Origin of the sequence: Deinococcus terrestris, assembly GCF_009377345.1 — a bacterium.
GTDB classification, from domain to species: Bacteria; Deinococcota; Deinococci; order Deinococcales; family Deinococcaceae; genus Deinococcus; species Deinococcus terrestris.
This window is the reverse complement of the sequence record NZ_WBSL01000007.1, coordinates 40,400-60,248: the sequence shown is the minus strand read 5'-3', so window position 1 is coordinate 60,248 and position 19,849 is coordinate 40,400. Positions and strand designations below refer to the sequence as shown.

Genomic DNA, 19,849 nt, shown 5'->3' with positions numbered 1-19,849 from the left:
GGTGGACTGGGGTGACAAAGACCCTGCCCCAGTCCACCGGTTCACTTTTCACTTGGCAGCAACTCCTTAACCCACCCCCATTAAGCGTGTGGACAGCTCCGGGGACTGTAGTGGCGTGATTCCAATCCTTTGGCCCAGCGACCATTTTATTTTTGTTCCTGCTCCCTGTGCCGACGCAGCTTCGCGAGTCCGGCTGAGCCCTCCAGGAACACCGGGACCCTGACCCGATTGGACCTGGCGAGCACTGTTCGGGACTCGTTCGTTCCCGGAGTGCGTCGCCAGCCTCCGACCTGGACTGGACACGCTTGACACCTTCCAGGACGCCCTGCCCGTCTTCCCCGCTCTGCACGGCAGGAGGTCAAGCTCATGAAGAGTCGCCGACCTCATTCCCCTCTTTTCCCTATCCCTGACCCGGCTACGCTGGGTGGGGGGAAAGCGACATGTCCAAGGGCAGGCCGCTGGGTCTCCGCCTGCTGGGTGGGGCCGCGTTACGGGTGGAGGAGGGCTGGCCGCGCTGTCCGGCGCGGGCGCTGCGGCTGCTGGCGGTGCTGGCGCTGGACGGCCCCCAGCCCCGGCGGCGGGTGGCGGACCTGCTGTGGAGCGGCGGGAGCGGGCGGGTCCTGCACAACCTGCGGACCACCCTCTACACCCTGCGGCGGGTGCTGGGCCAGCACGCCGACGTGTTGACCGAGCGCGGGCACCAGCTTCACCTCGACCTCGCGCGGGTGGAGGTCGACGTGCTGGGGCTGACCTCGGCCGACCTCGCGCTGGAGGGAACCTGGCGCGAATTCATGGCCGGGCACCGGGCGGACGGCCCCGAGCAGTGGCTGGAATGGGCCGAGCGCACCGAGGCGCGGCTGCTGGGGCACCTCCAGCCGCTCCCGGCCCGGCGGCGAACGTCCCCTGACCGGCGGGCGCTGGACCTGGGGCAGGAGGCCCTGGGGGCCGCCCGCCTGGACCGGCCCGGCGAGGCCGAGGCCGCCGCCCGCGCCGCGCTCGACCTGACGCCGCGCGGCGAGGGGGCGGCGCTGGCCCTCGACGTGCTGACCCACCAGGCCATCGGGCGCGACGAGTACGCCCTGGCCCGCGAGTACTGCGGTAGGGCGCTGCGGGCGACGCCGGAGCCGCAGGCCGACATCTGCTACACAGCCGGGTACCTCGCGGACCTGACGGGAGAGCCGGTGCGGGCCGAGCGCCTCGCCCTGCTGGGGCTCGCGCACCTCGCCCCGGCGCGGTCCCCCGCCCTGTGGTACGCGACGGTCGCCAGCGCCCACGATTCCCGCCAGGACTTCCGGGCGGCGCGGCTGTGGCACGAACTGGCCCTCCAGGCAGCGCGGGCTGCTCCCTCCGCCCAGGACCACTGCGGGGTGCTCACCTTCTACCTGTGGCACCTCAACGCGACCGGCGACAGTGCCCGCGCCCAGATGCTCGCCGCCGAGGCGCTCGACCAGGGGGACTTCAGCATGACCGCCTACATCCACCAGTCGCTGGGCACCGCGCAGTTCCGGCTGGGCGAACTCGGCGAGGCCCTGCACACCCTGCGTGTCAACGCATCCCACCCGGTCCTCAGCCTGCGGGTGATCGCCGCTTCCCTGGAGGCCCGCATCCTCCACCGGCAAGGCGAGCGTGAGGAGGCGCGGGCGCTGCTCCACACGACCCTGCCCCTCGCGCAGGCCACCGAGGACGGCCGCGCCCGGTTCGAATGGGCCGTCGCCGCCCTGACCTGTGCGCCGCGCGAGTGGGCTGCCCAGGCCGACGCCTGCGTGCGGGGCGCCCAGACCAATGACCCCCTGATCGTGCAGCACTACCAGCGGCTGCAGGCCACGCGGCCGAAGTGAGCCCATTAAAAACCACCGTTGGGAACGGTGGTTGGACGAAGAACGTCAGCTCAGAAGGCCGGGACGACCGCCCCCCCGTACTTCTTCAGGATAAAGGCCCTCACCTCGGGGCTCTGGAGCACCCGCACCAGCTTGAGATAATCCGAGTTTTTCAGGGTCGAGGGTTTGGCGACGAGCAGGTTCGCGTAGGGACTGCGGCGGTCTTCGAAAATCAGCGCGTCTTTCAGGGGGTTGAGTCCCGCCTCCAGCGCGTAGTTGGTATTGATGACCGCCGCGTCCACATCGGCCAGGGCACGGGGAAGCTGCGCGGCTTCCAGCTCGCGGAAGCGCAGGCGCCCAACGTTGGCCGTGATGTCGCGCACGGTCGCCTGCACGCCCACGCCGGGTTTGAGGCGAATCAGCCCGGCCCGCTCCAGCAGCTTCAGGGCCTGCCCGCTGTTGCTGGGGTCGTTGGGCAGGGCGACGGTGGCCCCGGAGCGCAGCTCCCGCAGCGACCGCACCCGGCGGCTGTACAGGCCCATGGGCTCCACATGCACCTTCGCCCCGGCGACCAGCCCCAGCGGGCGGTTCTTCTGGAACTCCTGCAGGTAGGGGAGGTGCTGGAAGAAGTTCACGTCGATGCTGCCGTCCGCCAGCGCGAGGTTGGGCTGCACGTAGTCGGTGAACTCGCGGATCACGAGGTTGACGCCCTGCTTGGCGAGGGTGGGCCTCACGAACTCCAGCAGCTCGGCGTGCGGCACGGGCGTGGCGCCCACACGCAGGGTCCCGGCAGAGGCGAAGGGGGTCAGGGCGAGAACGGACAGAATCAGGATGGTTTTCATTGGGAACTCCGAAGTCAGGAAGAGGAGGTCAGCGGTGATCGGCGCGGCGTGTGGCGCGGTCGCCCAGCCACTGCACGCCCTGCACCAGCACGAGCAGCAGCAGCACGGTGGCGACCATCACGTCCGTCTCGAAGCGCTGGTAGCCGTAGCGGATGGCGAGGTCACCCAGCCCGCCGCCGCCGATCGCTCCGGCCATCGCACTGGAGCCGATCAGGCTGACCAGCGTCACCGTGAAGCCGTGAATCAGGGCGGGCCGGGCTTCGGGCAGCAGCACCTTGCCGACGAGCTGAGGAGTCGTGGCCCCCACCACGCGGGCGGCCTCTAGGACGCCGGGGGGCACATCCCTCAGCGCTCCCTCGACCAGCCGGTCCACGAAGGGAATCGCCGCCACGGTCAGCGGCACGATGGCCGCCGTGCTGCCGATGCTGGTGCCCGTGACCAGCCGCGTGAAGGGGATCAGCAGGACCAGCAGGATGATGAAGGGCAGGCTGCGGCCCACGTTGACGGCGGCGTCCAGCACCCGGAACAGGGGGGATGCGGGCGCAGGCCGCTGGGCCGGGCGAGGGTCAGGGCCACCCCCAGCGCCGTGCCCAGCAGTTGCGCGAGCAGCGCACTCGGCAGCACCATCCACAGCGTTTCCAGCGTGGCCTGCCACAGCAGGGGCGCGGGGCTGTCCATCAGGCGCTCGCCCCCAGCGGGAGGCGGACCTCGCGCGGCCAGAGGTGCGGGGTCGGCGCCGTCTCTGGCAGCACCAGCCAGGCGTCCACCCCCTGCGGATGCGGCTCGGCCTGCACCAGCCGAGCCCCCAGGGCGGCCAGCCGCTCCAGCGTGCCCGAGCCCAGGTCGGGAAGGGTCACCCGGCGCAGCGTCTCGCCCGGCGAGAGCGGGAGCTGCGGGCGGTGCGCGTCCAGCAGGGCGCGGGTGACCGGGTGGGCAGGCCGGGCCAGCACCTTCCGCGTCTCGCCGCTCTCCACCAGCCGCCCCGCGTCCAGCACGGCGACGTGCGTGCAGGCGGCCCGCACGACTTCGAGTTGGTGCGTCACCACGATCAGGGTGAGGTCACGGCTGCGCTGCACCTCGGTCAGCAGGGCCAGAATGCCCGCGCTCGTCTCCGGGTCCAGGGCACTCGTGGCCTCGTCGGCCAGCAGCAGGTCCGGCTCCAGCGCGAGCGCACGGGCGATGCCCACCCGCTGTTTCTGCCCGCCGGAGAGCTGCGCGGGATAGCGGCCCGCAAGGTCCGCGAGGCCCACGTCTGCCAGCAGTTCGCGGGCACGCGCCTCACGGGCGGCCCTGGGTACTCCAGCAACGGCGAAGGTCAGGGGTTCGCGGGAATAGACCCTGAGCGTCAGCGGGAGATCGCCAGCCAGAGAGGCGAGGCCGCCCGCGAGGTGGGACGCAAGGGGAGCGAGGCCTCTGGGAGCAACCACAGTGCGGCGACTCCACCGAGCAACGCGCCGAAGCGGGCCGCCAGAGCCACAAGGGCTTGAGGACCCCGACACCGGCAGGCCCACGTCATCCCGTGCGTTCTGACCCGGTCACGGGGGGGACGTCAGCCAGAGCCCAGGAACGGCCCCGGCGACCAGGAGGTGGATCGCCAGCCCGGTGCCGTCCACCACCGTGGTGATGCGGGGCACGGAAACGACAGCGGGATTGAGCTGGAGTCGGCGCAGCACTAGCGGGCAGGGGGCGGCCACCCCCGACGCCCCGCTGCGGACGGCAGGTCGTGGGTGATCCCCGCCGACCCCGCCACCTCCGTCAAGAGTGACCTGTCCATCCCAGGCGAATCTGCCGCGAGGTCCATTCCGGTGTGCGGTGACCCGCCGTATCGGAGCGGCGGCCCCCGGCCTGCTTCAGGTGGGGGCCGCCGCTCCGGGCTGGTCAGTTCGCGTACCGCTCGGCGCGGCTCTGGGCTCCCAGACGGTGGTGCAGCCGGATCTCCTCTTCGGTCACGACGAGGCCACGGCTGGTGATTTCCTCGCCGCCGCGCTGCCACACCAGCGGGCGGTCGGTCAGGCCGGACAGAAGGCGCTGGAGACGAAGTTTTTCGGGAAGAAGAGGCGTCTTCATGCCCTGAGTGTGCGCCGGACACAAAGGGACCCACCAGCCCCGCCAAGCGGGGTGTCCGGCCTGGCAGAACGGAGACCACCCCCGGCCTATCCGGATGGCGAAGGAGCAGTGATCCCAGTGCTGTAGGTCCCGACCCGGCTCGCGGAGCTGCGCTGCACAGGCGACAGGACCAAGGAGGACGGTGAGACGTGGAAGCCCCGCAACGGACGAGCCGGAACCCGGATCAGATCTCAGTTTCCCTGGTCTGGAGGAAGGGCAGTCTCGTCCGCAGATCGGCTCCCACCGCCTCGACGGGGTGATCGCGCATCCGGCGGCGCTGCTCTCCCATGGAGGGGAAGCATGCCTCGGCGTCTGCGGTGAAGCGCTCGGCGAAGCGCCCACCCTGAATGTCGGCTAGCACGTCCCGCAGGGTGGCCTTTGTCTCTGGGGTGACCACCCGCGCCCCCGTAACGTAACCGCCGAACTCGGCCGTGTTGGAGATGGCCTCACGCATCCCGGCCAGGCCCCGTTCGTAAATCAGGTCCACGATCAGCTTGACCTCATGCACCGTCTCGAAGTAAGCGACCTCGGGCTGGTATCCGGCCTCCAGCAGTGTCTCGAAGCCCGCCTGAATCAGGCTGGGTACCCCGCCGCACAGCACGGCCTGCTCTCCGAAGAGGTCGGTCTCCGTTTCCTCCCGGAAGGTCGTCTCCAGCACGCCCACCCGCGTGCAGCCCACGGCGCGGGCATAGGCGAGGGCCAGCGGCCTGGCATGCCCGGTCGCGTCCTGGGCCACCGCGAAGAGGCCTGCCAGGCCGCTGCCGTCTACATAGAGGCGCCGCAGCATCCGCCCTGGCCCTTTGGGGGCCAACAGGAACACGTCCACGCCAGGGGGCGGCACGATGCGCCCGAAGTGGACGTTGAACCCGTGCCCGAAGGCGAGCGCCTTGCCGGGCGCCAAGTGGGGAGCGATGCTCTGCTCGTACAGGCCCGGCTGCGCCTCGTCGGGGATCAGCAGCATGATCACGTCGGCCTCGCGGGTGGCCGCCTCGATGCTCAGGACCTGCAGGCCCGCCCGCTCGGCCCGGTCGCGGCTGGCCGAGTCCTCCCGCAGGCCCACAACTACGTTTAGCCCGCTGTCGCGCAGGTTCTGGGCATGGGCGTGCGCCTGGTTGCCGTAGCCGATGACGGCCACGAGCTTGTCCTCAAGGGGCGAGAGGTCCACGTCGCGGTCGAAGTACAGTGTCGCGGTCACAGGGGAATTGTCCTCCAACCGGGACGTGGGGACGCTGCCCCCGCCCGCGTTACACGGATTCCAACCCAGCAGCTACAGAAACTGTTCGGCCCGGTCGGCGCTTTCCCAGTTCGGGAACGGATTGCCAGTACCCGTATCAGGCCGCCTGAGGCAGAGGTCGATCCGCCGGTTTCCGTCGCAGCGCCCAGATGGCGAAGACGCCCCAGACCGTGACCAGCGCCCCCATCGCCGTCAGCGCGAGTTGCGAAGTGTCCAGGAGGATGGCCAGGGTGAAAAGGAGAGGCGGGGCGAGACGTCGCACCGGGAACCTCAGCGCTATCCGCGGCCCCTTTCCCTTCCAGACCACCAAGGACGGACGCGGGGGACGGCTCCGTTACCAGAGCAGAGCGTCAGTCACGCGGCCGAACTGGTGAGCGGGGGCATGAGCTTGGCGACCGTTCGCCAGCGGCGGGTGCTCCAGCACATCCAGACTCCCCGCGCTACTGACGGCGCCAGGGCAGATCTTCCGCCTGAAACGAACTCGAGCCTGCCGTACCTGATGGAGTAGACGCCCACCGTCAAGGTGTCGGGAACCTTGAGCATCATTCGTCCCCCCGATGGGGTTGACGAGGACGCGGCCTTCCGCTGGACCTACCCTGCTGGCATGCTGTTCCGTCATGTGTGCTCCTGCCGGGGGGCGTGGGTGGCATTCACGCCCGTGGAAGCCGCCAGCAGCGCGGAGAGTACTGCCGACGAACTGTGGCAGACCGGCAGGACCAGGGCTGTGTGGGTCTTCCCCAAGCCCGCCTCGCCCCAGACGCCCAGCGCGGACCTGGGTCGCTTGGCCACCAAGTCGGCGAGTCTCGGTACGTGAATCGGCCAGGATCAGTTCTGCGCCCTGAGTCTACGCCTCTGCCCTGTCAGCCTCTACAGACGCGGCGTCCACCGCAACTGGCAAATGGCATGGGCGAGCTCTGGAACGTGCGCCACGGCGCCTAATTCCTGGAGAAGGTCGATTCGCACTTCGGCGGTCATCAAGAGCTTCCCGTGGCACGGGTCTGGGGGCGGGACACCAACAAGCGCCACAAGAGCCATACGAGCAACGAGGCCACCATACCTGCCGCAATCTGCTGACCAACTGGTGTGGAAGCAGGCGCCAAAACATGCGCCTGAAATTTGTAGACCCGTAGACCATTTGCAGGACAATCCGATGTGATGCTCGCCGTGTTGTCTCCTGATAAAAATGTCAAATCTACACTGACCTCAGGAAATGTATCGGGCGTAAGCGGAACACGGCCACTGGATTTGTCATTGACCTTCAGTTCCACCCAGCCGCACGATTCAGCAATCGGATAAACTTTTAAAAACACTTTTCCCCGAACAGACTCTCTTGAGTTCCAGCCGACCATAGCCGGAAATGTTTCTATGTTTTTGAAATAATTGATTCCATCCCAGCCTATTCCACTCCACCCGGCTCCCGCGGGAGCCAGAAGGTCTATGTTAAAGTCGGACATTGGTTAGGCCCGTATCTACACCCAGAGCTTCTATGCGTGCGGCGCCCCCGGAAATTTGCAGGCCAGCGTAGAGGTAGAATACATACGCAAATCTACTGAAGAAGAGTGCATCTATAAAGATGCTGGAGAAGAGAATAGCCAAGAAGAATAAGCGGAAGTAGAACGATTTCGCTGAAAAAAACAAAATGCCAAGTCCAGACAAGTATACGGCCAGGCCCAGGATCCCACCCTCTCCCAGTATGCGCATATATAGGCCATCAACTGCGGCCCCGTACGCTCCTGGCCCACTCCCCGTCAAGGGGCGGGCCTCGACATCAGCCAGGATATGTCCCCACTTCTTGATACGAACATACAGGCTTGGATCTACGTTTCTTGGAGCAAGTTGTGGATTGATGTTGCTAAAATCATCGACATGACGAGGGTCCCGAAGTGTCTGGGTGACAAATGTTGCATTTCCACTGCTCAGGACTTCCGCGACTCGGCCACTTTGACTCACGACGAACCACCCTCCTAGAACCAGGAGAGGGGACAGCGCCCAGCGATACACACTATGTTTTATACTTCCGCGCCGTGTATAAAGCTCGTACAGACATATCATGACAAGTCCGCCGACCAAACTCGTTCTGCTGTCCGCAGCGACCAATGCCCCAACAAAACACAGAATTACAAAGTAAAATCCCACTCTTCGCTTTCCGGAATGTGTGATTTGGTAGGCGAGTGCTATGAGCAACAGATTGACAAATCCCAATTCTGTAGGATGGGAGGTCATGCCAGTTGCTCTGGAGGCATTGATAACCAGGTTGTTATCTATGATGATTGGCAAGGCGCCCCAACGTTGCGCGATCACTACGGCGGCCTGCACCACGGCGAAACAGGACAGAACCCTCCAAAGAGTTCTGCCAAAATAGGGTGAGATGCCTTGACGAAGCCAGGCGCCAAGGCCGACCATAAGCGCGAACGCCGTATACCTCCCTACAAAAAGGAAGCCTCTGGCATCTAAGGCGAGCGCATTGTAGAAGTGAATGAAGTTGCTTAATAAGATTGTGGCACCATAGCCCAGCACCACCAACGGAAGTGATCTGAAAAGGATTACCAGAAAGCCAAAGCTGAGCAAATAAATCAGATCGTCTGGCCTGACCTGAAAGCCCAGATTCACCTTTGGGATGAATTGGACTCCGACCAATAAGGCAATTAGAATAGACGTCAGCGCACGCTTAGATAGAATCATAGTTCTGAAACTGACCAAACCCTTGTTTGGAACTACGGATAACGCCGTCTGGCGCAGTCGAAACTAGTTTCTGGCTTTCGATCTTCACTGTCCTGTGACTGCCACCAGTCCGCCGGATGACATCGGATGGATGTCTTCGACCACGTTCAAGGTGGCACCTCTCTCACGGCACAGGAGGACGCGTCCAGTGGCACTTTACGGCTCTTCGGCGCCTGGAATAGGGGCTTCACTTCCCACAAACAAGCGCCCTGACAACCTGCCACCGCTGCGTATCGAGACTCACGTCGCCCGGCAGCAGCACCCCGGCGTCGGCCCGCTTCCCTTCCTTCACATCCGGTTTGCGGCGCCGGGCGAGTTCATAGACACTTTTGCGCTCGGTGACGATGTGCAGCACCCTGTCTCCGATATCCAGCGCGTGCCGCACTGCCAGAGCGATTTCCGGCGCGATGACGTCCACGTAGTCCTGCCCGGTGTAGACGTCGGAAAAAGCTGCGGGATGTTGAAACTCGCGTGGGCGAAAGCTGGTTCGCACAATCAGGTGCCTGCGGGCTGCGCGGGCAGCTTCCTCGGCGACCAGTTTGGTGAGCGAGTAGTAGTTGACCACCGGCCCCGGCACGTCGTCTTCCTGGTAGCCGCCCTCCTCGCCACTGAACACGTAATCCGTGCTGATATGGACGAGCTTGGCCTCGACACCGTTCGCGGCGGCGGCTATGTGCCGGGTACCGACCACATTGGTCTGCCAGCAGGCTTCCCGGTCTTGCTCCGCGCCGCTCACGTTGGTGTAGGCCGCCGCGTGAACGATGATGTCCGGGGCCTCACGTTGGATGACGCCGTGCACCTGCGCCGCGTCCAACAGGTTCATTTCACTGGACGAGGGGGCCACCACCCCGGGCAACAGGGCACGCAACTCGGTGCCGAGCCGTCCGCTTCCGCCGGTCAACAGAAACTTCAGCATTAGCCCCGGTCCTCGGCCCAGAGGTCCTCGCCGAAAAAGTGCCAGGGCAAACGGCCCTCGTTCGGGTCGCTGATGTCGAACTGGGCGTCCATGGTGTAGAGCAGGGTCGCGCCGTTCTCACCGGCCTGATAGCCGTGCGCCACACCACTGGGGATATGCACCAGCATAGGCTGCTCGCCGCTGAAGACCAGCTTGCGCCGCACACCCAGGGTGGGGCTGTCCGCCCGGCAGTCCACCAACCAGATGGTCAGTTGGCCGTGCAAAACGCACCAGAGTTCGTTCTGTTCCTGTTTGACGTGGATGTGAAAGGCGTTGATTCGCCCCGGCGCGGCCCACGACACGCTGATTTGCCGGGGCGTGAGCGTCCCTGGCAGCCCCTGCACGCCGTGTTCGCCGAGCCGGAGATACTCCATGAAAGCGCCGTTTTCGCTGCGATTTTTCTTCAGGCTGTGGAACCAGACCCCCTCAATCTGGGGCTGGGCCGGATAGCTCTCGAACGCCAGCGCCCCGGCATACTCGGGGGCCAGCTTGATGGGATGAAGACCGGAGCGGTTAGCCGTGTCAGCCATGCAACTTTTCCTCACTGATTTTGAGCAGATACCTGCCGTACTGGTTCTTGGCGAGCTTGCGGGCCTGCTCGGTGAGTTGCTCGGTCCCGATCCAGCCGCTCCGCCACGCAATCTCTTCGGGTGAGGCGACCTTGAGGCCCTGACGGTGCTCAATGGTCTGGATAAAGAGGCTGGCTTCGAGCATGCTCTCGTGCGTGCCGGTATCCAGCCAGGCGAACCCCCGCCGCATCAACTGCACGTCAAGGGTGCCTTCCTCGAGATACAGGTTGTTCAGATCGGTGATTTCCAGTTCGCCACGTGCCGAGGGTCTGATGCCCCGCGCCCGCTCAACCACCTGCCCGTCATAGAAGTACAGCCCCGTGACTGCAAAGTCGGACCTCGGCCGGGCGGGCTTTTCCTCGATACTCAGGGCGCGGCCCTGTCGGTCAAATTCCACCACACCGTAACGCTCCGGGTCGCTCACCTGATAGGCGAACACCGTGGCACCCTGCGTCCTGGCATTGGCAGACAGCATCAGGTCTGACAGGTCATTCCCGTAAAAGATGTTGTCGCCCAGAATCAGCGAACTGGGATGCCCAGCCAGGAACTCCTCGCCGATCAGAAAAGCCTGGGCCAGTCCGTCGGGTTTGGCCTGCACGGCATACTTCAGCTCGATTCCCCACTGCGAGCCGTCGCCCAGAAGTTGCCTGAAGCGGGGGGTGTCCTCGGGGGTCGAGATAATCAGGATCTCGCGCATCCCGCCCAGCATCAGTGTGGTCAGCGGGTAGTAGATCATCGGCTTGTCGTAGATGGGAAGCAGCTGCTTGCTGACTGCCAGGGTCGCTGGGTACAACCGCGTCCCACTGCCGCCCGCCAGGATGATGCCGCGGCGCGAAGGGTGGGCGCAGGTCATGGGCGGGCGGCCTCCAGACGCTCGCCATACTGCTTCTGGTAATACTCACGAAACGCGCCGCGGCGGATGGGTTCCCACCACCAACGGTTGTCTGCGTACCACCTCGCCGCCTCGGCCACCGCCTGCCGAGGGTCGTACTTCGGCGTCCATCCTAGCGCACGCAGTTTGTCCACATTCATGGAATAGCGGCGGTCATGGCCGGGGCGGTCGGCCACATGCCGGACCAGCCGGTGATCCTGCCCCAGAGTCTCCAGCACGATGTCGACCATCTCCAGGTTGGTCATTTCGTGCCCGGTTCCCACGTTGTAGACCTCACCAGCCTTCCCTTTCAAAAGGACTGCCTCAATCCCGGTGCAGTGATCCTCGACGTGGGCGTAGTCACGCATCTGCTGACCGTCGCCATACACCGGAAGGGGCTCGCCCAGAAGGGCGTTGGTGGAAAACAGCGGCACCGCCTTTTCCGGATACTGGTACGGTCCCACGTTGTTCGCCCCACGGGTGATGGTCACGGAGAGGCCGTAGGTGATCGCGTAGGCCTGAACCAGCTGATCGGCGGCCGCCTTGCTCGCGGCGTAGGGGCTGCGCGGCGCCAGCTCATCGGTTTCCACGCTCTGGTGCCCGTCGCGGATGTGGCCGTACACCTCGTCGGTGCTGATATGGTGCAGCCGAATCCCCAGTTCACGGGCCACTTCCAGCAGGACATGGGTGCCGCGCACGTTGGTGTCCGTAAAAACCAGGGGCCCCAGAATGCTCTGGTCCACATGGGTTTCCGCTGCAAAATTGACTATCAAATCGATGGCATGGTCCTGACAGGTGCGCCGGACCAGATCTCTGTCTCCAATATCGCCCACCACCAGCGATAGGCCGGGGCTGCCCCACACATCGTGCAGGTTTTCCTTTCGCCCGGCGTAGGTGAGTTTGTCGTACACCACCACCTTGCTCTCCGGATGCTGTTTCAACCAGTACCGCACGAAGTTGCTGCCAATAAAGCCGCAGCCTCCTGTCACGAGAAGAGCGTGGTGTCCGGTCATCTCTGCTCCTTTTGATCCCAGTGGTAGCTGTGCATGCTCAATTTCTTTTTGAGGGGGGTAGGCAGGGCTTGGTGTCGCCGTCCCAGTTGGAAGCCGAGCATACGGGCACCCAGATCGCCAACGGCAGCGGGAACCTGCCTCCACTCCCCAAGGCGAACCAGATAGCCCATTTGACCCACGGCAAAACGCACCCCTTCACCCCCCACCCTGGCTCCGCGGAGCAGCTCTGCGGCGTCTGCAAAAGAAGCCCCGATATCAAAGTGTCGCTGAAACTGCTGCTTGAGCGTGTAGTCGTGTGAATGCAGCACCTCCGCCGCACCCACATAACATACGCGCTCCCCCGCCGCGAACAGGCGGGCCACCAGCAACATATCCTCGTTCAAAATGATGCGTTCTGGGAAACCGCCCACAGCCCAGAACTTCTCCAGACGAACGGCTGAGCAGACATTGGTAAAACGGTACGCGCGGACGCCGAGGCCAGGCACGTCCTGGGCCGAGCGGCACTCACTGGCGGCCCGGTACTGGAAATACCGGGCGTACCGCTCAGCAGGCGACGCCTCGGGCCGGGGGAGCTGGCGCCCGAACGTGGCCGCCGCCTGCCCTTTCTCGAGAGGCTCGATCAACGCGGCCAAGGTTTGCGGCGACGCCATGACCGCATCTTGCGTCAAAAAGCAGCAGATGCCCTCACCCGCCAGCCGAGCGCCTAGATTACGGGTACCGCCGTGGTCAAAGGTGCCCCTGGGAATGGAAACCACTTCAAGTCCCTGCTCTCGCCAAAGCTGCGGGCTTCCATCGGTAGAGGCAGAGTCGAGAATAATGACTCTGTCAGGCTGACGAACCTGCCGGTTCAAGCCGCCCACGAACTGGGAGATGTAGCCAGCGGCGTTGAGGGTCGGCACCACCAAAGTCAACTTACTCATATGAGGCACACTCTGTCTGGTGCTCTTTGAGCGTTTTATGGCCGAAAATCTTCCTTCCGTAGGCTTCGGCGACCATTGAGGCCGCTATCAGTCTTTTGTTGATCACGCTCTTTATTTTCCCTCTGGTCAAACCGGTAAGGTTGCCACCGTGCCTCCTATAAACGACAAAACGATCTTCGAGGAATGTACTCTTGCCGCACAGTTCCCCAACAAGGCCCAACCACTGGTCGTGCATGGTTATGTGTTTCGGAAATGGCAAAGCCAGCTCTAAAACTTCTCTGCGCACAGCCATGCAGCACCCTATATACGTGTTCTTATATAAGTTTTTCAGCATCCCGGCACCACTACGGCGCACTTCGTAAAAGGTTTCGAGATCTATCCTGTCATCGTGCATAAGATAAGCATTCACCACAACTACACTCGCGCCCTCAATATCTCTAAAAGTATCCCTGACAGCCTGAACCCTTCCCGGAAGCCAAATATCATCCTGATCAGATAGAATTATGATGTCGCCAGAAGCCAGCGATAGAGATTTCTCAAAAGAGTCAACCACCCCTAGATTGACCCTGTTGGCGTACAGCTTTATCATGGGGTTGGAATAGTCTTTTATAATCTCTAAGGTTAGATCGGTGGAACCGTCATCGACGATGATAAGTTCATCATCATTATTTAACTGAGGCAAAATCGAATCAATCTGTTCAGATATATACTGCCCACCATTATAAGAAGCCATGCACACCGATACACTGTACATCTGTTCTCCTAACTACTCAAAAGCTGTCTGCTGTTATTTAAGATTCTTCAGGGGGAAATCAGCTTGCCTCTGCGACCTGTCACACCATGAAGCATTGCCTTCAGCACTATTACGGTGTTGGACGGCTTGACCAACATGGTTTTAAGGAGATACTTGAGCGCACTCAGGCCAGCCTTCCACATCGAGTGCCCGGAATCTGAATCACAAAGGAATCTGTTCCTGATAAGGTAGTAAGTCCGCCAGCCCGCCAGCGGAGTATAGTTGAATTTCACTGGGCCGTACCTGATATTTAACTGGCCTCGGCCACTCCAGTCCTTATGCTCTATAATGCTCTCTCCCACCCTATAAATGCCGTAGGATGCATTTTTCGCCCTATAGGAGTATTCCGCATCATCCCAGTAGATGAAATAATCCCCTTTAGGTTCCCCAATGTTCCCGACCATTTCTGAAGAAATAAAGAAGCCGACAAAAGTGCCTTTGTCCACAGGCATTGCACCGCGCTCTGCCTCGAAGTAAGATGCATCATCGATTAGTCTCGATATCAACACGCTGTGCGCGTAATTGACATCATTCATGTATGAGACCATATTCAAAACGCAATCATGATGCATGAAGGCGTCATCATCCAGCAGAACGTACCAATCGGCCGAAAGATGATCGCGAGCGTACTTTACTCCAGCCGAAAATCCCCCAGCACCACCAAGATTTTCATCAAGCTGAATCAGACTGATTTCCGGGTACATCTCTTTGATATACTTAGGAGTACCATCCGTACTAGCATTGTCCACAACAAGTATATCTGTCGGATAGGACTGGGATCGGATCGCTTGAATACATTTTTCGAGTGAGGCTTGCCTATTATAAGTGACTACGATGGCGCAAACATTTTTCACTTCTTATCTCCCGCAATACGAGCCATCTCGAAATTCTTAGGTACACCCAGATAAAAGATTTGCGGAGTTTTTTTATATAGGTAAAGCACCATGGTTATAGCTATGATAGCTTCGGTAATGATTATAGAATAGACAGCACCATACAAGCCCATCCTCAGCGTGAGCAAAGAAACGAGAACGATATTGATGATACCGCCCGAAATAATGATCGTGTTAAATGCCCTATCCATGCCTAGAGGGAGCATCCACTGAATTCCGAGCACGCCACTGATCGTGGTTAGAGGCAGGGTCAGACACAGCCACTGGAAAATAGAAGTACTTTTTACGTAGTCCCCTCCAAAAAACCACGGAATAAAGGCTGGCGCTGTCAAGAAAGCAATCATCGCAATGCCGGACATAACAGCAGTAAGAAGAACCAGAGTCCGGCGTGCCAATGTTGCCGCAAACAGAGAATCGTGCCTGGCCAGATAGCTCATTCTAGGAAAGATAAGTTGGGAGATCGGTTGAATCAGGCTCTTTGCCGCGTTGGTGAGTTGCTCAGCGCCTGCATAGTAGGAAACCGCGCTCCCGGGAACAAAGACGCGCAGGATGGCGGCATTGGCCGTGGTATAGAGTCCCACGGAGCCTCTGAACAGAAACATACTCCAGCCCGCCCGCAGTCCAGCGGCGGCAGCCCACAGAGTCGGGGGACTGTAGGGAATGGACCTATACATGCGGGCTGTATTTAACCACTGCCCTATCAGAATTGTGCAGGCTTGAAGGGCGAGAACCAACCAAGCCTGTTCGGGCAGACGAACCAGTAGGAAAATAAGGGCGGCGGCCAGAGCTTTCATCGCCATATCAATGACAGCGGCCAGACGCATATCTTCTATCCCCTGGTAGTACCAGAGTGGCGTGAACCCCCTGGAAGCCGCATACAGCAAGCCAAATAAAAAAAGTAGAGGTTCCTCCCGAAACGGGGATGAGAGTATGAAAATGAGCGCTCCAGCCAGCGCAGCGAGTGCGGTGAGGACCAACCTGGCACTCAACACCTGTTGTGCTGCCTGGGCAATCAGGTCAGGTCTGTCCTGGTGGGCAGCCACGGCGCGGGTGGCACTGTAGGCGAAGCCGTATTCAATGACCAAAGAGAGGGTCAGACCCAGGGCCTGAACTGCGGCGAGCTGACCCCAAGCCGTTGGCCCGAGCACACGGGACAGAAAAGGCAAGGTGACCAGCGGCAGGGCAAGGGTGGCCAACTGAACGCCATAAAGCGAGAGGAGATTGCTGACCATTCGGGCACGGCCAGTCAAGGTCAGTACGCTCCTTTGCCCATCACCACAACACGGACGGTCTGGATCATGATGACCATGTCCAGCCAAGGCGTCCAATTGGTGATGTAAAACCTGTCCATGGCCACCCGGTCAGCGTAACTGGTGTCACTGCGGCCGTTGGCCTGCCAATAGCCCGTCATCCCAGGGCGGATCAGCTTGTAGGTGTCGTAGACAGCTCCGTACTTTTCCACCTCAGCCTGCACGATTGGCCGTGGACCGACCAGGCTCATGGTGCCCAGGAGGACGTTGGCCAACTGCGGCAACTCGTCCAGGCTGGTTTTTCTCAAAAAAGCCCCGACGCGGGTCACGCGGGGGTCACTTTTGAGCTTGTGTGTGGCCTCGAACTCAGCGCGAAGGGCTGGGTCATCCTCCAGCACATGCTTTAATTTCTCGTCCGCATCCCGATACATGCTGCGGAATTTGAAACAGTCGAACATCTGTCCCCCCCGGCCCAGGCGGCGGGCACGGTAGACAGCGGGGCCTGGCGTGTCGAGGCGGATCGCCAGAGCAATCAGCAGCAGCAGGGGAGAAATCAGAAGGCCACCCAGCACCGCTCCCAGCAGATCGATGCTGCGCTTGAGCACCCGCGCCTGCACACTCCTGAGGTTGTTCCTGATCTCCAGGCTCGCCACGTTGCCGATGCTGTGAGGCAAGAGGGCCTGGTTGGGGACGCCGAACAGGTCCGGAATCACCCAGGTGATCGCAAAGGAACCGTAGACGCTGTTCACAAGATGCCGCTGCGTCTCTGCGCGCGCCCCAGGAATAGAGAGCAGGGCCTGCTCCGTCAGCGGCTGGGTGAGGGCCTGCTCGATAGGACCCAGGACAGGAACGCCGTGCAGCGCCGTGCCGTGCAGGGAACGGTCATCATCGTAGGCGGCGACGGGGTTGAGGCCATAGGACGGGTGGGCGCACAGGTGGCCGATGATCAGGGAACCTGTGCGCCCAGCTCCGATCACGCTGATAGACCGCCCGAACTGTCCGGCGCGAATCAGCAAGGCGCGGACGGCATACCGCAGCAGCAGGGACAGGACAAGAATGAGCGCCCATACCAGCACGACCCCCAGGGTCCCAGGTGCCCAGCGGTCCACGGCAAACGCGGCAGCCAACTGCCCTACGGCGATCTGAATGGTTCCGGTCGTGTGAAGTCGCAGTTCCGTCTGAGGAGAACGGCCATATCCGGGATAAAGGCCCTGGTAGGCCCGCCACAGCACCCAGAGGCCCAGCCAGATCAGGAGGCTCTCCAGTGGCAAGCCTGAGCGCCCAAGAGCAGTCAGGACCAGCGAGGCAAGGGCGTACGCAATCAGGGCGCTGAGGACATCCGCCAGCGCCAGGCAGATCGCCTGGGGAAGTCCGGTGAGGCGAGCCGCGCCCACCCGACGGCTCGGCCGGACTGACGCCACCGCCCTCGCCCCTCCCGCCGGGACGCGCAGGCCCATGGCCTACCGCACTTCCTTTACAGCCGGAGAAGGGGCAGGGCGGGGGGCCGCCACAGACGGCCCGGAGCCGCGACGGAACGGCCGGGAAGGCGCCGCGCCCTGGTTCAGCACGAATCCCAAGACAGGCGCTCCGGCCACCTGCAGGCGGCGCAGCACCTGCTGCACATCGGGCAGGAGCGTCTGACCCGCGGCGATCACCAGGAGGGTGGCGTCCGCGTGTCTGCCCAGGGCCAAGCCGTCGGGGAAGGTCGACAGGGGAGGGCTATCCACCAGAACCACATCGTACCCCTGGCTCCAGCGGCGCAGCCACTCTCCGAGCTCTGGATGACTCAGCCCCAGACTCCCTCCAGAGACCATGCCGATGGGCAGCACGTCCACGCCCGGCGCAGCAGGCCGCACCTGCACGCTCGTGGGGGCACCGGGAGCTTCTTCAAGGCGGCGCACACCACTCGCGCCGCTGAGCGGCGGCCCGGACCCAGCGTGTTTGGCCGCGTCCCACTCCCGCGGCCGACCATGCCGCGCGTCCGCGTCAAGAATCAGCACCCGTTGGCCACTGGCCGCCAAGCTGCTGGCCAGGGCAGACGTCAGGGCACTGGCACCCTCGCCCCCGGTGATTCCCGAAATCATCAGAATGGGCCGCGGCACTGGCAGGGTGGCCTGAAGGTTGATCCGCACAAATCCCAGGGCGTCAGTCTGCTCCAGTTGGGCAGCGCCCCGGCCGGACAGACGTGGGAGAACTCCCAGGACGGGCAGGCCCAGGCTCAGCAGGCCCGCCTCGCTCTGGATCCGGCGATCCAGCACCGCCAGCAGGGTTGCCAGGCCAGTGCCCAGCAGCAGCGCCAGCAACGCGGTCAGTCCAGCGTTGCGCAGCGGAGAGGAACTGACCGGACGGAGCGGCTCGGTGGCCGCCGACAGAGGCTTGAGGACCCCCGGCTGCGCCTGCTCCAGCAAGCGGAGTTGCGCGAGATTGTCCTGCATGGTCGCGCGGCGGTACAGCAGGGTCTGGCGCTCCAGGGCCGACAGACCCGGCAGGGCCAGTCGGCGGTCCGTCTGGGCCAACTGGAGGGTGAAATTCTCCCGGGCAAGACGCACGTCCCGGAGCGTGCGCTCCGTATCCCACTCCAGCAGCAAGCTCACCGTCAGGTTGGCCAACACCTGCGCGGCCTGGGGGGTCTGCGCACGGGCACGCACCTGATAGGTGCTGTTCTCCTGACCTCCCTGCTCGGCTGTGACCGAGATGGTCCGGTGTTGCGGGGCTACCGACCCCTCTTCCCCCCCGGTCAGCAGGTCACGTGTCAGCGTGCGGACCAGCCGTTGCCGCTCCTCTGCCCCGATCTCCGGGCTCTTTTCCACAGCCTGCACCAGCGGCCGCAGAATCAGGGGGCTCGCCACGACGTCCGCAACCGTGCCCGGGGGCAACGGAGAAACCACTGCCCCCCCCACCACACCAATCTGACTCTGGCTGCTGGAGGCCAGCAGGTTCGCGGTGGCCTCGTACACCGGCGGCCGGATGAGGGACCACAGGTAGGCGGCCAGCGCCAGGACAGCGGCCGTCAGGAGGACAGCGGGCAGACGCCGCCTCACGCCCTGCAAGAGCGTGGCGAGATCAATTTCGGTTTCGGCCTCCTGGCGAGACGCCTCTGAAGAACCGGGGGCGGAAGTGCGGCCGATGGTCACGCGAAGCACTCCGATTCCGGTTGCCGCTGTCCAGGCACGAGCACTGGGTCGAACATAGATACACTCCTCACGGGGGGCAGGCACAAGAGGGCTTGAGGCCCAATCCGCCTGAGTCTACTGTCTCGCCCGACTTTGGGGCGCTCCATGTGGCGTGCGCCGCCAGCACCGGGCCCGGGAGGGCTGCCTTCCGCAGGGTGGCCCACTTCGTTCGGCTCAGAGGAACCTGCTCTCCGCGCCTGCGGACGTCGCCCGCCCTGGGAGGACCGCGCCGCAGGAAATGCCTTTACGCACAGCTGCGAGATGTCAAGATGGTCAAATGAAACGCCGCTGGCTCCGGAGAGTAGGCGCGGCCCTGCTGATCGTGGCTGGGCTGGGAGGGTGGTGGCTCTACGATTCCCAGGCCACTCTGCGGCAGTTGTGGACTCAAATGTACGCGCAGTTGGAGGGCGACGCCAGCCCCGTGCCGCCAGGGGTGCTGGATGACCCCATCTTTCTGGAACTTCCTCCCCCGGACCGGCCGACTTCTCTGGGGCGGTATCAAACGTCCCGGCCGCAGGAGAAGGCCGCGTCCGCTCCCGTCGCCGCACAACCTGCCCCGGCTCCGGAGCCCGAGCCCCCTGCTCCGGAGCCGGAAGCGCAAGAACCGCCGGAGTCTTCTGGCCCCACGGCCGCCGCACGGCCCGCCGCTCCGCCCCCTGCCCCCACTACACCGTCTCCCCCACCAGCGCCCC

Annotated in this window: 20 protein-coding genes and 1 pseudogene; 2 read left to right on the top strand and 19 right to left on the bottom strand. The window is 63.1% G+C overall.

The window, feature by feature from the left end; genetic code table 11:
- Positions 1 to 440 precede the first annotated feature (440 nt).
- Positions 441 to 1,838, top strand: a complete 1,398-nt coding sequence (locus F8S09_RS13315) for a hypothetical protein (protein ID WP_152871981.1) — start codon at positions 441 to 443, stop codon at positions 1,836 to 1,838.
- Positions 1,839 to 1,888: 50 nt separating this feature from the next.
- Here the strand turns inward: F8S09_RS13315 and F8S09_RS13310 are convergent, their stop codons facing one another.
- The 7 genes and pseudogenes from F8S09_RS13310 to F8S09_RS17705 form a co-directional block, all read right to left on the bottom strand.
- On the bottom strand, positions 1,889 to 2,659 hold the full coding sequence (locus tag F8S09_RS13310) for a MetQ/NlpA family ABC transporter substrate-binding protein (RefSeq protein WP_152871980.1): 771 nt from the start codon (positions 2,657 to 2,659) through the stop codon (positions 1,889 to 1,891).
- A gap of 28 nt (positions 2,660 to 2,687) precedes the next feature.
- Positions 2,688 to 3,337: pseudogene (locus F8S09_RS13305) on the bottom strand (methionine ABC transporter permease).
- A complete protein-coding gene (locus F8S09_RS13300; protein ID WP_322618825.1) occupies positions 3,337 to 4,086 on the bottom strand; it encodes an ATP-binding cassette domain-containing protein in 750 nt (249 codons plus the stop codon). The pseudogene F8S09_RS13305 and the gene F8S09_RS13300 overlap by 1 nt, the downstream one beginning before the upstream one ends.
- 108 nt (positions 4,087 to 4,194) lie before the next feature.
- Positions 4,195 to 4,353, bottom strand: coding sequence for a magnesium transporter (locus F8S09_RS18345; protein ID WP_407643667.1), 159 nt, complete (start codon positions 4,351 to 4,353; stop codon positions 4,195 to 4,197).
- Positions 4,354 to 4,537: 184 nt separating this feature from the next.
- A complete protein-coding gene (locus tag F8S09_RS13295; RefSeq protein WP_152871979.1) occupies positions 4,538 to 4,726 on the bottom strand; it encodes a hypothetical protein in 189 nt (62 codons plus the stop codon).
- Positions 4,727 to 4,949: 223 nt separating this feature from the next.
- Entirely contained in the window at positions 4,950 to 5,960 is a 1,011-nt protein-coding gene (gene ilvC, locus F8S09_RS13290) for a ketol-acid reductoisomerase (protein WP_322618824.1), read from the bottom strand.
- Between the two features lie 136 nt (positions 5,961 to 6,096).
- Positions 6,097 to 6,261 carry a hypothetical protein gene (locus F8S09_RS17705; RefSeq protein WP_194165344.1) on the bottom strand — a complete coding sequence of 55 codons (165 nt, stop codon included), beginning with the start codon at positions 6,259 to 6,261 and terminating at the stop codon, positions 6,097 to 6,099.
- Positions 6,262 to 6,603: 342 nt separating this feature from the next.
- On the opposite strand from F8S09_RS17705, the gene F8S09_RS13285 reads away from it, so the two are divergent.
- Positions 6,604 to 6,813, top strand: coding sequence for a hypothetical protein (locus F8S09_RS13285; RefSeq protein WP_152871978.1), 210 nt, complete (start codon positions 6,604 to 6,606; stop codon positions 6,811 to 6,813).
- Between the two features lie 160 nt (positions 6,814 to 6,973).
- On the opposite strand, the gene F8S09_RS13280 is transcribed toward F8S09_RS13285, so the two are convergent.
- From F8S09_RS13280 to F8S09_RS18265, 12 genes are all read right to left on the bottom strand, one after another.
- Positions 6,974 to 7,453, bottom strand: coding sequence for a hypothetical protein (locus F8S09_RS13280; protein WP_152871977.1), 480 nt, complete (start codon positions 7,451 to 7,453; stop codon positions 6,974 to 6,976).
- Positions 7,440 to 8,609 carry an O-antigen ligase family protein gene (locus tag F8S09_RS13275; RefSeq protein ID WP_152871976.1) on the bottom strand — a complete coding sequence of 390 codons (1,170 nt, stop codon included), beginning with the start codon at positions 8,607 to 8,609 and terminating at the stop codon, positions 7,440 to 7,442. The genes F8S09_RS13280 and F8S09_RS13275 overlap by 14 nt, the downstream gene beginning before the upstream one ends.
- Before the next feature lie 298 nt (positions 8,610 to 8,907).
- A complete protein-coding gene (locus F8S09_RS13270) occupies positions 8,908 to 9,636 on the bottom strand; it encodes an SDR family oxidoreductase (RefSeq protein WP_152871975.1) in 729 nt (242 codons plus the stop codon).
- Positions 9,636 to 10,205: a dTDP-4-dehydrorhamnose 3,5-epimerase family protein gene (locus F8S09_RS13265; protein ID WP_152871974.1), complete on the bottom strand. Its 570-nt coding sequence runs from the start codon at positions 10,203 to 10,205 to the stop codon at positions 9,636 to 9,638. The genes F8S09_RS13270 and F8S09_RS13265 overlap by 1 nt, the downstream gene beginning before the upstream one ends.
- Positions 10,198 to 11,097, bottom strand: coding sequence for a glucose-1-phosphate thymidylyltransferase RfbA (gene rfbA, locus F8S09_RS13260; protein WP_152871973.1), 900 nt, complete (start codon positions 11,095 to 11,097; stop codon positions 10,198 to 10,200). Before rfbA ends, F8S09_RS13265 begins: the two co-directional genes overlap by 8 nt.
- Complete coding sequence (rfbB, locus tag F8S09_RS13255) at positions 11,094 to 12,128, bottom strand: dTDP-glucose 4,6-dehydratase (RefSeq protein ID WP_152871972.1); 1,035 nt, start codon at positions 12,126 to 12,128, stop codon at positions 11,094 to 11,096. Before rfbB ends, rfbA begins: the two co-directional genes overlap by 4 nt.
- Positions 12,125 to 13,027: a glycosyltransferase family 2 protein gene (locus F8S09_RS13250; protein WP_194165343.1), complete on the bottom strand. Its 903-nt coding sequence runs from the start codon at positions 13,025 to 13,027 to the stop codon at positions 12,125 to 12,127. Before F8S09_RS13250 ends, rfbB begins: the two co-directional genes overlap by 4 nt.
- A gap of 13 nt (positions 13,028 to 13,040) precedes the next feature.
- Positions 13,041 to 13,802 (bottom strand): glycosyltransferase family 2 protein, encoded by a 762-nt coding sequence (locus tag F8S09_RS13245; protein ID WP_152871970.1) that lies wholly within the window; start codon positions 13,800 to 13,802, stop codon positions 13,041 to 13,043.
- A gap of 47 nt (positions 13,803 to 13,849) precedes the next feature.
- The gene (locus F8S09_RS13240) at positions 13,850 to 14,695 is read right to left on the bottom strand and encodes a glycosyltransferase (RefSeq protein WP_152871969.1); all 846 of its coding nucleotides are present in this window, start codon (positions 14,693 to 14,695) and stop codon (positions 13,850 to 13,852) included.
- Complete coding sequence (locus F8S09_RS13235; protein ID WP_152871968.1) at positions 14,692 to 15,984, bottom strand: lipopolysaccharide biosynthesis protein; 1,293 nt, start codon at positions 15,982 to 15,984, stop codon at positions 14,692 to 14,694. Before F8S09_RS13235 ends, F8S09_RS13240 begins: the two co-directional genes overlap by 4 nt.
- A gap of 2 nt (positions 15,985 to 15,986) precedes the next feature.
- Positions 15,987 to 17,441 (bottom strand): undecaprenyl-phosphate galactose phosphotransferase WbaP, encoded by a 1,455-nt coding sequence (wbaP, locus tag F8S09_RS13230; RefSeq protein ID WP_152871967.1) that lies wholly within the window; start codon positions 17,439 to 17,441, stop codon positions 15,987 to 15,989.
- A 3-nt stretch (positions 17,442 to 17,444) separates the two neighbouring features.
- Positions 17,445 to 19,118 (bottom strand): cellulose synthase operon protein YhjQ/BcsQ, encoded by a 1,674-nt coding sequence (locus tag F8S09_RS18265; RefSeq protein ID WP_152871966.1) that lies wholly within the window; start codon positions 19,116 to 19,118, stop codon positions 17,445 to 17,447.
- Between the last annotated feature and the right edge of the window lie 731 nt (positions 19,119 to 19,849).

What these genes read in the sequence shown, in the direction of transcription:
- F8S09_RS13315 (WP_152871981.1), top strand. Translation starts at nt 441, where the DNA reads ATGTCCAAGGGCAGGCCGCTGGGTCTCCGCCTGCTGGGTGGGGCCGCG.
- F8S09_RS13310 (WP_152871980.1), bottom strand. Translation starts at nt 2,659, where the DNA reads ATGAAAACCATCCTGATTCTGTCCGTTCTCGCCCTGACCCCCTTCGCC.
- F8S09_RS13295 (WP_152871979.1), bottom strand. Translation starts at nt 4,726, where the DNA reads ATGAAGACGCCTCTTCTTCCCGAAAAACTTCGTCTCCAGCGCCTTCTG.
- F8S09_RS13285 (WP_152871978.1), top strand. Translation starts at nt 6,604, where the DNA reads ATGCTGTTCCGTCATGTGTGCTCCTGCCGGGGGGCGTGGGTGGCATTC.
- F8S09_RS13280 (WP_152871977.1), bottom strand. Translation starts at nt 7,453, where the DNA reads ATGTCCGACTTTAACATAGACCTTCTGGCTCCCGCGGGAGCCGGGTGG.
- F8S09_RS13270 (WP_152871975.1), bottom strand. Translation starts at nt 9,636, where the DNA reads ATGCTGAAGTTTCTGTTGACCGGCGGAAGCGGACGGCTCGGCACCGAG.
- F8S09_RS13265 (WP_152871974.1), bottom strand. Translation starts at nt 10,205, where the DNA reads ATGGCTGACACGGCTAACCGCTCCGGTCTTCATCCCATCAAGCTGGCC.
- rfbA (WP_152871973.1), bottom strand. Translation starts at nt 11,097, where the DNA reads ATGACCTGCGCCCACCCTTCGCGCCGCGGCATCATCCTGGCGGGCGGC.
- rfbB (WP_152871972.1), bottom strand. Translation starts at nt 12,128, where the DNA reads ATGACCGGACACCACGCTCTTCTCGTGACAGGAGGCTGCGGCTTTATT.
- F8S09_RS13245 (WP_152871970.1), bottom strand. Translation starts at nt 13,802, where the DNA reads ATGTACAGTGTATCGGTGTGCATGGCTTCTTATAATGGTGGGCAGTAT.
- wbaP (WP_152871967.1), bottom strand. Translation starts at nt 17,441, where the DNA reads ATGGGCCTGCGCGTCCCGGCGGGAGGGGCGAGGGCGGTGGCGTCAGTC.